This window comes from Hyphomicrobium sp. GJ21 (assembly GCF_001006785.1).
Classification (GTDB): domain Bacteria; phylum Pseudomonadota; class Alphaproteobacteria; order Rhizobiales; family Hyphomicrobiaceae; genus Hyphomicrobium_B.
Genome location: NZ_CDHO01000002.1, coordinates 121,344 through 134,393 on the forward strand (window position 1 = coordinate 121,344; position 13,050 = coordinate 134,393).

The 13,050-nt window shown below is 55.2% G+C and carries 11 protein-coding genes and 6 pseudogenes; 10 read left to right on the forward strand and 7 right to left on the reverse strand.

Annotation, left to right across the window (positions count from 1 at the left end):
- Positions 1-93 precede the first annotated feature (93 nt).
- From HYPGJ_RS03580 to HYPGJ_RS03600, 4 genes are all read left to right on the forward strand, one after another.
- The gene (locus tag HYPGJ_RS03580) at positions 94-804 is read left to right on the forward strand and encodes a phosphatase PAP2 family protein (protein WP_046845939.1); all 711 of its coding nucleotides are present in this window, start codon (positions 94-96) and stop codon (positions 802-804) included.
- Between the two features lie 450 nt (positions 805-1,254).
- Complete coding sequence (locus HYPGJ_RS03590; RefSeq protein ID WP_244465999.1) at positions 1,255-2,421, forward strand: glycosyltransferase family 4 protein; 1,167 nt, start codon at positions 1,255-1,257, stop codon at positions 2,419-2,421.
- Between the two features lie 229 nt (positions 2,422-2,650).
- Positions 2,651-3,325, forward strand: a complete 675-nt coding sequence (locus HYPGJ_RS03595) for a hypothetical protein (protein WP_143440483.1) — start codon at positions 2,651-2,653, stop codon at positions 3,323-3,325.
- Between the two features lie 2 nt (positions 3,326-3,327).
- Positions 3,328-4,329: a polysaccharide pyruvyl transferase family protein gene (locus HYPGJ_RS03600; RefSeq protein ID WP_143440484.1), complete on the forward strand. Its 1,002-nt coding sequence runs from the start codon at positions 3,328-3,330 to the stop codon at positions 4,327-4,329.
- On the opposite strand, the gene HYPGJ_RS18360 is transcribed toward HYPGJ_RS03600, so the two are convergent.
- Both HYPGJ_RS18360 and HYPGJ_RS03610 read right to left on the reverse strand, forming a co-directional pair.
- On the reverse strand, positions 4,313-4,960 hold the full coding sequence (locus tag HYPGJ_RS18360; protein ID WP_052750788.1) for a glycosyltransferase family 29 protein: 648 nt from the start codon (positions 4,958-4,960) through the stop codon (positions 4,313-4,315). The genes HYPGJ_RS03600 and HYPGJ_RS18360 overlap by 17 nt on opposite strands.
- A 99-nt stretch (positions 4,961-5,059) precedes the next feature.
- Positions 5,060-5,827, reverse strand: coding sequence for a membrane protein (locus HYPGJ_RS03610; RefSeq protein WP_046845943.1), 768 nt, complete (start codon positions 5,825-5,827; stop codon positions 5,060-5,062).
- Between the two features lie 51 nt (positions 5,828-5,878).
- Here HYPGJ_RS03610 and HYPGJ_RS03615 point away from each other — a divergent pair.
- A pseudogene (locus HYPGJ_RS03615) lies at positions 5,879-6,106 on the forward strand (EamA family transporter); the annotation flags it as partial.
- A gap of 426 nt (positions 6,107-6,532) precedes the next feature.
- Positions 6,533-6,754 carry a hypothetical protein gene (locus HYPGJ_RS03625; RefSeq protein WP_046845945.1) on the forward strand — a complete coding sequence of 74 codons (222 nt, stop codon included), beginning with the start codon at positions 6,533-6,535 and terminating at the stop codon, positions 6,752-6,754.
- Positions 6,755-6,937: 183 nt separating this feature from the next.
- Here the strand turns inward: HYPGJ_RS03625 and HYPGJ_RS18645 are convergent.
- From HYPGJ_RS18645 to HYPGJ_RS19420, 3 genes and pseudogenes are all read right to left on the reverse strand, one after another.
- A pseudogene (locus HYPGJ_RS18645) lies at positions 6,938-7,318 on the reverse strand (cation-transporting P-type ATPase); the annotation flags it as partial.
- A 58-nt stretch (positions 7,319-7,376) separates the two neighbouring features.
- Positions 7,377-8,072, reverse strand: a complete 696-nt coding sequence (locus tag HYPGJ_RS03635) for a VIT family protein (protein ID WP_046845947.1) — start codon at positions 8,070-8,072, stop codon at positions 7,377-7,379.
- Positions 8,073-8,955: 883 nt separating this feature from the next.
- Positions 8,956-9,312: pseudogene (locus HYPGJ_RS19420) on the reverse strand (IS21 family transposase); the annotation flags it as partial.
- On the opposite strand from HYPGJ_RS19420, the pseudogene HYPGJ_RS19425 reads away from it, so the two are divergent.
- Positions 9,304-9,495 (forward strand): annotated as a pseudogene (locus HYPGJ_RS19425) (hypothetical protein); the annotation flags it as partial. The pseudogenes HYPGJ_RS19420 and HYPGJ_RS19425 overlap by 9 nt on opposite strands.
- A gap of 262 nt (positions 9,496-9,757) precedes the next feature.
- Positions 9,758-10,417 (forward strand): pyridoxamine 5'-phosphate oxidase family protein, encoded by a 660-nt coding sequence (locus HYPGJ_RS03650; RefSeq protein WP_046845950.1) that lies wholly within the window; start codon positions 9,758-9,760, stop codon positions 10,415-10,417.
- 626 nt (positions 10,418-11,043) lie between these two features.
- On the opposite strand, the pseudogene HYPGJ_RS18930 reads toward HYPGJ_RS03650, so the two are convergent.
- A pseudogene (locus tag HYPGJ_RS18930) lies at positions 11,044-11,148 on the reverse strand (integrase core domain-containing protein); the annotation flags it as partial.
- On the opposite strand from HYPGJ_RS18930, the pseudogene HYPGJ_RS18935 reads away from it, so the two are divergent.
- Positions 11,131-11,409, forward strand: a pseudogene (locus tag HYPGJ_RS18935) (IS110 family transposase); the annotation flags it as partial. The pseudogenes HYPGJ_RS18930 and HYPGJ_RS18935 overlap by 18 nt on opposite strands.
- Here the strand turns inward: HYPGJ_RS18935 and HYPGJ_RS19035 are convergent.
- Complete coding sequence (locus HYPGJ_RS19035; RefSeq protein ID WP_143440485.1) at positions 11,395-11,712, reverse strand: hypothetical protein; 318 nt, start codon at positions 11,710-11,712, stop codon at positions 11,395-11,397. The pseudogene HYPGJ_RS18935 and the gene HYPGJ_RS19035 sit on opposite strands and share 15 nt — an antisense overlap.
- Positions 11,713-11,896: 184 nt before the next feature.
- Between HYPGJ_RS19035 and HYPGJ_RS03660 the strand changes: the two genes are divergently transcribed.
- Positions 11,897-13,030 carry a tellurite resistance/C4-dicarboxylate transporter family protein gene (locus HYPGJ_RS03660; protein WP_244466000.1) on the forward strand — a complete coding sequence of 378 codons (1,134 nt, stop codon included), beginning with the start codon at positions 11,897-11,899 and terminating at the stop codon, positions 13,028-13,030.
- The last annotated feature ends 20 nt before the right edge of the window (positions 13,031-13,050 follow it).

The following is a 13,050-nucleotide window of genomic DNA, read 5'->3' on the forward strand; positions in this document are numbered from 1 at the left end:
CTATGTGATTAGCCAAATATACATCTTTGTATATCCTTGGTCACCATTGTAACACTGCCCACGGCAACATCCCACTTCGCTAGCGGAGTGTCGATGCAAATGGACAATGGATGCCATCGCTGTTTTTTAGTCGCATCAAGAATGCTGGTAGGATCGATAGTTATCGGCTGCATCGCCGCAGCTGTTTTTTCTTATTATCCGAATCTTGACCTGGTAGTCGCAGAAAAATTTCATACGTCCGGTCGCCGTTTCATCGGTATGGATTCGCTTGTCCTTCAATCAATCCGTATTGCATTCAACGGGCTCTTCATTGTCGTATGTGCGGTAGCAGCCGTGGGGAGTTATTACTCGCGAGCGCGAGGCTCATGGTCCGGCCTCATATTCTGCGAGTGGAACTTCTTGCTGGTTTGCATCCTGGCGGGTCCCTTGGTCGTAACGAATCTCGGTTTCAAGGATCACTGGGGACGCGCACGGCCGCGCGATGTCCTCGAGCTTGGTGGAAAGCATGGGTATACGCCGCCGTTACGGCCGGCGCACGAATGCGCAAAAAACTGTTCGTTCGTCTCGGGTGAGGCATCATCGATATTTACAATTGGATTCGCTGCGACAATCCTATTCCCGCTTGAGGCAGCTCTTTTATTGCCTCTTTCAATTGCGTTTGGATCACTGGCAGGGTTAGTCAGAATGATGGAGGGGGGGCATTTTTTGTCTGATGTCGTATTCGCCGGCATCTTCAGTGCAAATACTACGGCCTTGGTATTTTTCGCGCTGAAAATGTTCGGATGTTTGCGGCAAAATCCTTGATGCAGAGTCAGTAAAATCGGGCGCGGGAAGGTTCGCCGTTCCGCATGTAGTTTAAGTTGGTTATTTTCGCACCGTACGCTTGGCTCGGTACATCTTAATAGTTTTCTGTTTTACTAAGTCTATTCCATTCATAAGCAAAATCACAATTGCGCACAAAATTCCTATGAGTGTAATGCAGCCCGCATAATCGAGCGCGTTGTGTCCCTTGCCCAAAATGATTCGAAAGATTCCTAAGAGGCCGGCTAAAACGAAAAACACAGGCAGCTGTGATCTGATCTTTTCACCTAATTTGCGCATTGCCCCCCCCCCGCTGTCTAATCTCTCTAGTCATTTCCCTCTTAGCCAAATGTGAAGTCATCGACAATGCATACAAAACTGTCTGCATGTTGACGCTGTCACGCCATTGCTTTCGTAGATCGAGAAACAGATCTGTTTGCGGGGAGCAGGGCCGTGGCTCAACAATCGTTTTTGAAAGGGCTGTTATCAGCCCGCCTTCGCGCATCGTCGCACCAGCGTCGCGCCCCCGGTCAAATAGAAGTTATCAATCCGAACTTCAGCAGACGCTTGTCTGGAGTGACATCCACATTGGAAAGGCTCGTAACAGCACAGGCAAAAAGTATGAAGTCCGTGGCGGTAGGCTTTGGCCTGCACGCGTCGGTTCCCCAAATCCGAATTCGTGATCTTCTAAGCTTGCGTAAATCAGGTAATGGCCAACAACGCATTTGGCATGCCCGGCGCAATATCGAAATGCTTTCGGGGGTAGTGCTCCGCGATTTATTCGGGTTTGAACTTCGCTTGGTATTTACATCAGCCTCTCAACGCCAACATACGGTTTGGACACGACGATTAATAGATCGAATGGATGGCTTGATCTCGACGTCAAATGCGACAGCAAGTTACTTGGAGCACCCGTCAACGGTTATTGGTCACGGTATTGACCTAGAGCGGTTTTTTCCGACGGTCAATATTCGGGATGAGCGGGATGCGCTCGGCCTGCCCCCACTTAGGTTTGTCGGATGCTTCGGGCGCATTCGCCAACGGAAGGGAACGGATACATTTGTAGAAGCGATGCTCAAAGTACTACCGTCACATCCAGATGTGGGAGCGATCGTGCTGGGACGGACAACACGGGCACATAAACATTATTTCAAAAGGCTAAATGAGAGGGTCCGCGACGCGAACTTGAGTAACAGGTTGCTGTTCTTGCCCGAAGTCTCGACCGTCGAAATTGCAAAATGGTATCGCGCCTTAGACATTTTTGTTGCCCCTCAGCACTGGGAGGGGTTTGGTGTCACGCCGTTAGAAGCTATGGCGAGTGGGGTGCCTGTCGTAGCAACGACGGTTGGAGCATTTCCTCAGCTCGTGACAGATGAAGTAGGGCGACTGGTAGCGCCTGGCGACGTGGATGCATTGGCGTTGGCGATTGCCGAGTTACTCGATCACCCGAATGTTTGCGCGCAAAAGGCTGCCGCTGCCCGAACTAGAGCGAAGGAGCAATTTTCGATTGATATTGAGGCGGATAAGGTAATCGAATTTTATAGGACACTTATTGGTCGGGCGCGAATCATAGCGGATGAACATCCGCTCATGGCAAAGGAATTCAATCATTCGAACTGAGCTACAACTAAATAGGTTTGTGGTGAAAGGAGCCGCGCCGTTCCTTTTCGGACCCACTCGTCGACATTTTCAAGCATGGTGGCCCCACCTTAAACTTAAGCGTTGGGGGGCGAATCCAGGAATCCTATATAGCGACGTCCACGTCGGTACGTTGGTCACGCACCATCACCTTCGTAGACCTGATGTAATCTACATCGTCGGTTCGGGGCCCTCAATCCTGGAACAAAACTTGTCACTTATTCCGGACAAATCTAGCATTCTGCTGAACGGTGCAATTTCGCTCGTGGGCGACGTTATCATGCAGCCACTCGCAATCGCCATAGAAGACGAGCGCTTCGTGTGGCGTCACTTTGGAATGATGCAGGAGCGGATTCCTGCACAAATGGTCTGTTTCTTATCACCGGCTGTAATAAGGGCGATTTGCGAACGTAAACCCGAATGGTTGCGGACCCGTCCCATTATCTTAATCGACGACCTTCGAAAGCCCTACCTCCGCCGTCTCACCAATGATGCACACCTAAAGCGCCGACGCTTTGTCAGCTTTAACGACGACTGTACAAGTGCCCTCTCCCTCTCGCCCGCGTGGGGAGTCATTCAAGGAGGGTCGGTCGTTGTGTCAGCGATTCAATTCGCGATCGGCCTCGCACCGGCGCGTATAGGGCTCGTCGGAATTGATATAAAGAACGCTGACGAGCCACGTTTCTATGAAAGGGCTGGAGACGTCGCCAAATCGGGATTGCTGAAGGCCCGTCGACGGATCATCGAGCATCTGACGTTGGCCAAAAGGATTTGCGACGCACGTGGCATAGCGATGAGCATTCACTCGTCAAAATCTGCTCTTCTGCAAGCGGGGTTTACTTACGATGCACACCTTGAACGTACAATAAGCGGTCGTGAGAGCTAGTCGTGCTCAGAGCAGCAGTCTTGAATGCAACCCATGCAACGGGCCATCATGGTTGCACTTTGGTTGCTCGACAACTGCAAGAACTCGCGGTCGAGGCGGGAATTATTATCACCGCTTGGTTGCCGTTGAATGTTTCTTTAAAGAGAACAGATTGGTCCAAATTTGACTTGGTTATTGTGAACGGTGAGGGGACACTTCATCATGACCGAGCAGGCGCAAAGGCGATAGCGCAATCGGCTGCTTTTTTTTCTGATATAGGTATGCCGGCTTATCTCATCAACTCCGTCTATCAGGGGAACTCACCATCGCTTGCAGACGGCCTCAAAAGATTTCGCGGAATATGGGTTCGCGACGGTCGCAGCGCGTTGGAAGCAAAGAAGCAAGGTCTCGACGTAACCGTTGTGCCGGATATGAGTTTGACCTGGAACGCCGCGGCGATGCGCGGTCCTGGTAATCGCATCATCGTCATCGATAGCGTCGACAGAGGAGAAACCTCCCGCCTTTATGAAATCTCCAAGCATCTCGGCGCGTCATTTTACTCTATAATGACTCGGCCACCTCGCATCGAAACATTTCCCGACCGGAATTTTGGAAGTCGATGCAAATATCGCTGGCGACAGGCATCGTCGTGGCTACGTTCGCCTTCTCAGAAAGCCCGATGGCAAAACCAGCTTCCTTGTTTCGAGACGTTCGCAGCTCATTTATCGAACGAGGCTGGACTCATAATCAGCGGCAGGTTTCATGCGTTGTGTTTGGCAATTGTTCTTGAAGTTCCATTCTTGGCTTGGCCATCCAATACCCACAAAATCGAGGGTCTCCTTGAGGATGCGCAGCTGCATAGTCGGGTGATTTCAGATCGGCAGTTTGCGGCTGCAAGAATCAATCTTCAGAGCTTAAAAAGCTACGCCTTCGACGAAAACGAACTCCTGAATATGCGTATCTATAAGCTTGACGCCCGCCTGAAGGCCAAGGAAATGTTCAAGGTTATCATGAGCGGCTGCTAGGCGGAGGTAGTTTTAGCCAACCTTCCTTCGCCCATTTCATCATTAGGGCTTCTTCGAGAGCCCAGTTGTGATGTTTCCTTCGCATCTTGTCGGCATAGTAGGTTTTCGTCTTCTTCCAATCAAAGCCATACAAGGAGACGCTGGAGGCTTGTAGCAAATAGTGTGCGATCCATGTCGCGATCATACCTGCGGATGGACGACAGCCACCGAGCAGGGATGATACTACCTTCCAATTTTGCAGCGGAAGAACCGCTACTGTATCCACGAGATCTGAGGAGAGAATCGCACGTCGCGGCGATACGAAGATGATTGCCGGATTACCAAACGTCTCGCTGATCGCCGCGCGCCCCGTGGGCACAGCGAGGCAAAGAATGTCTGTCCGCCCTCCTTGCGCAATAAAATTGATTGGCGCACCCTGATTGATGCGGACGACAACGTCTGTTTCATCAATAGTTTTACCTGATGAATGCTCAAATATCGAATTTGCGTTGCCGACGATGGCAACTGTCTTGCGCTTAAAGGCCTGCGTGCAGTGTTCCATTCGTTCTGCTTGGAGCACGTCATCATAAAGCTCGGGATGCCGGCGCTTGCATTCCAAATCCAAAAGGTATTGTCGAATAACACGGAGCATTGTCAGCTGTTACTCACTCACTTCGGCAGATGTACGCGGCGGGCCGATGACGGCTTTAGGAACCAACAGCAGAGGTCGATAAGAAGGCCCAACTCGTTCCTATTCGTTGCTCTTTGCTGTATTCCGAGTTGAGACATAGAGAATTGCGAGAAGCAGAACCAACGTCGTCAACGACGCATAGTCGCGGGGCAAATTTAATCCGCCGACTTCTGGCGGCTTAGTGAGGAAGTCGCCGAAGGTCGCACCAAAGGGGCGCGTGAACACAAAGGCGATCCAAAATAGCAGGACATCAGGCACTGACTTGGAATAATGCAGCGCGCCGACGATCAAGATGATCGCTGCTGTCACTACCGCGCCTTGAAGGAACGAGAGTCCGATATCGTCGGTGAGGTAATCGCCAAATGCCGTGCCAAGGCTGTTTGAGAATAGAACGGCAAGCCAAAAGAAGAGTTCACTATCCCTCCTGTAAAGAGGATACACGGTGAGATTTCCTGTGCGCATATACCAGAATGCAAGAGTGAGGATCAGACCGGCAACCAAGAGCGCGGATCCTAACGCGTATCCCAGGCCAAGAGAACGATCCATGAAGTCCGAAATTTCGGTCCCTGCCGTGGTCGTCGCGATAATCGCGAGCCAGAACAGAAGTGGGTAAAATGTACGGGATCTTATCTGGGCCGCAAGGACGACAATGAGGACGGCAACCGTGATGGCCAATCCTACGTAGTATCCTAGGTCAAGCGACATTGAGACATAGTCGCCTGCGGTTTCACCGAGCGTTGTTGCTAGGATTTTCAGGATCCAAAATGCGAGCGTAATTTCGGCGACTTTAGACGCAGTCACCTGACGTACGCTATTCTCACCATTCATCACCTTCGTCCTTCATCTATGCCAGTATGCGCTGCCACGGCGATGGCGCACACATATCTATTTCTCCTGCTCTCAGGCTTGGCGACTGGCTCATCGTGGTTCTGCTACTTCAGGGCTTTGCAGATCGGTGACGCAGCCCTTGCTGCTCCAATCGATAAGCTCGGCGTCGTCCTGGTCGCCTTATTTGACGTAACCATTCTTGGTGAAACGCTGACCGTCATGAATTGGCTCGGCATCGCGATGATAACCTCAGGAGACGTACTCGTCGCCTGGCGGTAACTGGCGCCGCATGCCCAGCCGTTCAAATTCAGCCTCCCGCTTTCGATAGCGCTTGGTTCACAGTTTCGAGCCGTTGGCGCGCCCATTGGTTTTTCGGAACGAGGCTGATGGCACGTTCAAGATCGAGCTTTGCATGCTGAAATTCGCTCAAATTCGCAAACGCGACGCCGCGCCCGTAGTAGGCATCCGCGCGGCTCAGCGTCCGGCTGTTCGGCGCTGTAATGAAACGGGAGCACGCCGCGAGAGCGTTGATCGGCGATAGGTCCGATCCAAGGCACGTCTGTCGGTCTACACCCTCATTGGCAGCTGTATCGGGTGTATCGCAACCTGCGATACCGCAAAGAACGCCAAGGGCGATAGGCAAAATCAGGTATCGCGGTTGAAGCATGCGTCGAATCAAAAGGGGAGCCAGAGAGCTAGTGCCACGTGATAAAGGCGATAAACCTGTTCCAGGTCGTCGCGAAGGCATTTTACGGCGGCTCCGCGGAAGCATCCGGCGGCGGCAACTGGGGCGTCGGATTTCGTGGCTCCGATGCCGGCACGGCGGGCGTTTTTCTGAGAATTGCGCTCGCCAAGTGCAATTCTCCGTTTTCGGCAAACACGTGCCGCCGGATCGAACATCTAGTCATCCCCCACATCCGGTGGTGAAATTCAGGGGAATGTCTGCTCTCAATGAGGCGGCTGTGTCGCCAACTTGTAAGGTTTCGCGCTTTCGAGTCGCGACCAGCGACGGAAACCAAAACCCCTAATCCGGGATGACGGTGGTGCGAAAACTACTATTGCTTAAGCCAACTCATTGGCTAACCAAGCTTCTGTTTGACGCTTCGCATTCACCACGTCGCCGACGGCAAGCTCCGCAGCAGGAACCTCCACCGTGGTCCCGTCCTCTCCTTTGCGGAAAGCCGTCTCTGGCCGGAGCGACATGAGCGCCTCAACGGCCGGCGTGTCCGCCCCAAGGCCTGGTGTTCGAACGTGTCGACACGCTGAAGAGTGTCAGCAGCACTGCGCCTTCGAACGGAGCCCGACGATGGCCGCTGCCACGGCCGCGACGACCATCAGCAGATCGATATCGAGGGTATGATCGCGCCACAACGCCGTCAGGGCGCTCCAGGTGGCCGGAAGCCCCCCGGCAAAATAGACCGTCGCCAGACCGGGAGATTTTAGAATTGATAGCCCTTCCACCGGCGGCCAGATTCCGGCTACGGCCAGCATCATCCCGAGGACCGAAACCGCGGACATAATGGTCTGGAGAGCGACACGCGTTTCATCGTCACACCGCTCGGCCGATCAGTGAACCGAACAATGCGGTCGAGGCCATCGCGACGGCGCCCCAGAACACCACCCTGAAGGTCGGTTTCCAGATGCTGGCGCCGCCAGCTCGCGCCCCGATAGCGCCGAGGATGGCAAGACCAATGACGCAAGCAATGAATACGGCCCGTGCAGCCGTCCCGGCCGGCGCGAGCAAGGCGACGATCAGCGGCAGGGCCGCACCCGTCGCAAAAGTGACCGCCGAGGTTAGTGCGGCCTGAACTGGTCTCGCCATCACATGGTTTGCCAGCCCGAGCTCATCCCGCGCATGGGCTTCAAAGGCATCCTTCGCCATCATCTGTTCGGCGACCTGTCGCGCCAATACTGGCGTGATACCGCGCTGCTCATAGATCGCGGCGAGTTCGATCAGTTCGGCTTCTGGCTGCGTCGCCAGTTCGTGACGTTCCCGCGCCATGTCGGCTTCCTCGGTATCAGCCTGCGAGCTGACAGACACATATTCACCCGCCGCCATCGACATCGCCCCGGCCACAAGCCCAGCAACACCGGCCACAAGAATCTCATGGGAGGCGTTGGTCGCCGCGGCGACACCGACGATCAGGCTCGACGTCGAGATCAACCCATCATTGGCTCCCAGCACCGCAGCCCGAAGCCAGCCTATGCGTTCGATGAGATGATTTTCCTTATGAAGGGCGCGCATGAATGGTGCTCCGGCAGTGGACTAATGTTCTTTTGGTGGTGTCGTGCACATGGAGAGCCATTCGAGGCTATTGGTTCAATGCGCTCATATTGGAATTAGTATAAATCTATGCGGGACACAAGGTACGAACGCGGCCACCAATCACCGGCTATGCGCCATAGGCGGCGGCAGGGTCTTCGCGCCTTCGTGGCTGTCCGTCTGTAGGACCGTATCCTTCTTCAATCCGGTCTCTTCCATCAGATTGTTGAACTGCCGGGCGAAGACACGGGCAGCCGTGGCCCGATTTTCATAGTGCGGCAGAAACAGGTAGTCTTCGCCCGTTGCATCCGGATAGCGTTCGCAAAGCCGCTTGTAAGAAGTACCTGGCGCAGCTGCGCACGTTAAATATCGAGATTGAGGAAAAACGCGTACGGGAGTTGTTTCCGATTTATTTTCCCGATCTTCGCGGCCTCGCCAACAGGATTGAATTCGAGGCGTTGTCGCGTGAGATAGCGTCGGGGTAGCGGTTCCATTTGGAACTACCGCTCCAGCGATTGTCGCTTTCGAAAATACATTCGAATAAAGGATGCTGGGCCTGCGGGGCCCAGCATTTTTGTTATCAGTTCGGGTTTGGCTAGGTGCTAGCTGCCCCGGTTCCAAATGGAACCCACCCGAACATGCATGCGATCGGCTACAGCCAATGCCCCGATAGCGCGTTCAGTGTCAATCGGCACCCAACTTTGACCCCTCATCGGCGTGCAATGTTGACCCCGCTGCAGCATGAACTTCTTCGCCTCCAAGCTCGGAGCTGCGGAGCGTAGCGAAGCAGCGGAGAGATTGGAGGCGGGGTCAGTTTTCGACGCCGATCGTCATGTGTGAGCAGGGCCGGTTCACACGTTGTCGCATGGAAGCCATCGAAGGGGCCGCGATAGGGAATGAGCGCAGTGCGTTCAGCCTCGAAGGCCGCGAACACCGTCTGATCCTTGAACTCTGGATGCGGCTGCGCCCTCGCGTAAGCGATACAGCGATCGAGTAGCCAAGCGTTCAACTCTTCGTATGTCTTGAACTTGAGCCGCGGCGTGAAGAAGCGATCCTGCAAGGTTCCGACCTGGTTCTCAACCTGCCCCTTCTCCCAGCCAGCCGCCGGTGAACAGGCCGTCGGCTCTACGAGATGATGGCTCATCAACTGCATGAAGCGCCGGTTGAAGGCCCGCTCCTTCCCCACGAACACGGCATCGACTGCGGTCTTCATGTTGTTGTAGAACCGACCTTCGCCGATGCCATCCTCGATCGCCTCGTCCACAATGCCTACCGCCTTGCCCTCGACGGTCCGCCAATGCGCGATCCCAAGACGTCCAAGATCGAAACGGTAACGCCCATTGTGGACGCCGACGGCGGTGCTGCGGCGACAGCCATGAAACCGGCGAAGGCGGCAAAGGCATGAACCCCACCCCCGACCGGCGGAAACTTGATCGACACCGCGAATACTGAGATCATAAAAACTACATCCAACGGCGCCGCCAAAACCGCGCGCCGCCCTGGTCGTCATCGACCGGATCAAGTGGTCGCCATGCGCCGGATTGCATGGTCGCCTTCACCGGAATGCGCAGACACGTTAACTACTGGCCTAAAAGCAAAACAAAAGCTGATCTAAGGGCCCTGTAGGCCTCTTGCAAAAGCAGAACCACGAGAAACCGAGGAAGCAAATGAGCCATCTATACGGAGACGCCCACCGGTCGCTTCAGATGGCGTTCGATACGCGCGGGCTTGCCGATCGTTTGGAAGGCATGATCGTCAAATCCGAATTCGACGAGACGACGAAAGTGTTCATCGAAAGCAGGGACATGTTTTTCCTGACGACAATCGACCATCACGGCCGGCCGACCGTTTCCTACAAGGGTGGTGCACCCGGTTTCATTCGTTTGCTCGATCCTTCGACGCTCGTCTTTCCGAGCTACGACGGCAATGGCATGTATCTGTCGATGGGCAATCTCTCGTCCAATCCCGAGATCGGCATCCTGTTCGTCGACTTTGAAAGGCCATTTCGGCTGCGTGTGCAGGGGCGCGCCGAACTGATCAGAAGTGGACCCGAAGTGCAGTTGTTCAAGGAGGCCGAAATGGCGGTCAAGGTCAGCGTGACCGAAACCTGGATAAACTGCACGCGCTATGTTCACCGCTACAAGAAGCTCGAAACGTCGCGCTATGCACCGGGCGTAGAGCCTGTAACACCATTTTGCGAATGGAAGCGCATCGATTCAATGCAGGATGTGGTACGCTCAGCGGAGAGGGAAAAGGTCGAGGAAATCGGCACCACGACAATTGACGAGTGGATGAGCAAGGTTATGACCGGCGACAAAGGAGCCTGATGCCCTTGCGTTCGGTTCGTGCTGGATCGTCGAGCGCACCTTCATATTGTTGCAGCGTTGCCGACGCCTCGTGAAGGGTTTCGAATGCTGCGCTTGCGCACACGCCGCGTTGTGATCCTGGCGATGGTGCACATCATGGTTCGGCGATTGGCCCGGAATGAAATTTATGGCAAAAGCGCCGGACAGACTCTAAGTCCGCCGTACTCGGGTCGATTCGGCCCAGACGCAAATTCGCTTAGTTAGTTTAAGTACAAGGGCCCCGTTCGCGCTAGAGCCGGCCACTGTTGCGCGATGACGGTCCAAAAAATTGCCCTTGTTCGCGGACGGCGCAAAAAACTTGATGCCGTCGGAGGCGACGGCGGATGTCATTTACGGCATCATACCAGTCTTCTGAATATCTATACTTGGTAACCCAATGGATTTTAGCCGATGGGCAACGGCTGAGATTGGGTTAACACCTTGAACGATTGCCGCGCCCGGGATTCGGCGCATGGTGTCATGATTACAGCGTCAATGAATGATCAGCCCCCCGACCGAGTGGCCACATGGAATGTTAGTTCACGGCGCCTCTGGATCTCACCCCGTCTTTGGTCCGGCCGTCATGCGATAATTCAGGCTTGGTTTTGTTAGGCAGTGAACACTTCCGGCGTCAAGCCACCTAGGCTCGTATGCGGTCGATTTTGATTGTAGTCGATCCTCCAGGCTTCGATCCGAATGCCCGTCTGCGCCGCGCCTTCTGGATGGCGGCGCAAGTAGCCATCCGGCAGCCGAACAACAGCATCCGAGCCAAGTATGAGCGCTACATCGCCCGCGATCGCGACAACGCTGATCTGAAGCGCAAAGCGCTAACTGCCATTACCGCCAAGATGGCGCGCACCGTTCATGCCGTCATCAAAAGCGGTTCCGATTATCGGCCCTTCGTCGAAGGGCCGATGCCAAGTGGGAGAACCCCTATCCGTAAGGGTCGTGAGGGCGCATCAGCGACCCTGTAGATAATGCTCGGGTCTTCCGCTTGGAATTGCATCTCGTGTTGAGGACGGTGAGGGCCGATGTAGTTTTCCAGCAGGATGCGGTTCTTCAAGGTTTGGTGCCAGCGCTCGATTTTGCCTTGGGTTTGCGGAGACGTCATCGGGAATGCGGTTCCAGATCCGCGATGGCTTCGACGGCTTGTCGGCCAGCGCTTCGAGGACGATGCGGATCTTCTCCTCGGCTGAATATTGCTTGCGGGTGGCTCGGCGGATGTCGCGGACAAGCCGCTCGGACGGTGTCTCAGGCGTGCTGGATTTCTGTCTCATGCCAACTACTCAGGAGGGTGACGATGAGTCCGAATTTCTCCGCTCCTCAAGCCGCTAGTTTAGTCTCACAGGCGTTGATGTCGGAAAGCGCCGGTGGATGCGGGAGAACTGGAGGTGGTGGAATGAGTGGGCCGAAACCACACGCGAAATTGCGCCGCGTCGAAGAGCGCGACCGGACGCGGCGATGGCGATCCTCCCGGTCGTCGATCGTCCGCACTGCAGAGGGGAGGAGGCGGTGATGATCGGCGGCGATAATGTCGACCCGGCGCAGCCCGAACCGGGCCTTGCCGATCTGTCGCCGGCTTATTTCGGGCTCGTCATGGCGACTGGCATTGTCTCTCTTGCGGCCTTCATGATGGAGCATTCGCACATCGCGTTTGCGTTGTTCTATCTCAACATCGCGCAATACGCCCTTCTGTGTGTGCTGTATGGCCTGCGCGCCTGGCGTTATCCGCGACGGTTCTTCGGCGATATGGTCGCTCATTTGACCGGACCGGGCTATTTCACGATGGCGGCTGGCACCGGCATCCTGGCGAGCCAGTTTCTGATTCTCGACGAAAATGTTGTGGCCGGTGGAGCGCTGTGGCTGCTTGCCATTCTGCTGTGGATCGGCCTGATCTATACAATCTTCGTAGCCTTTACCGTGCGGCGCGAGAAGCCGACGCTCGACAAGGGCATCAGCGGGAGTTGGCTGCTGGCGGTGGTGGCGACGCAGGCGCTCGCCGTTTCCAGCGCGCTGCTGGCGGTACGCGTCGCCCAACCCTATCGGCTCGAACTCAATCTGCTGGCGCTGTCGATGTGGCTGTGGAGCGGCATGCTCTACATCTGGATGATGTCGCTCATTTTCTACCGCTATGCGTTCTTTCGTTTTTCTCCCGGCGATCTGTCGCCGCCGTATTGGATCAATATGGGCGCGATGGCGATTTCCACGCTGGCCGGCTCGCTGCTAATCCTCAACGCGCCGCATGCGCCTTTTCTGACATCGCTGCTGCCATTCCTGAAGGGTTTCACCGTTTTCTACTGGGCGACGGGAACTTGGTGGATACCCATGCTGCTGCTGCTCGGGGTCTGGCGTCACGGCTTCGAGCGTTTTCCGCTCCGCTACGATCCGCTCTACTGGGGAGCAGTGTTCCCGCTCGGCATGTATGCTGCCGGCACCTGGCAGATGATTCGGGCGATGGAGTTCGGATTCCTCTCCGGCCTGCCTCGCGCGTTCCTCTGGATCGCGCTGGGAGCATGGGCGATCACGTTTTTCGGCATGCTGCGGGCGCTCGTGCGGCTGGCGCCACGGTGGCGAGCGGCACGATATCGGCGTTGAATTGACGTGACACAATCCTC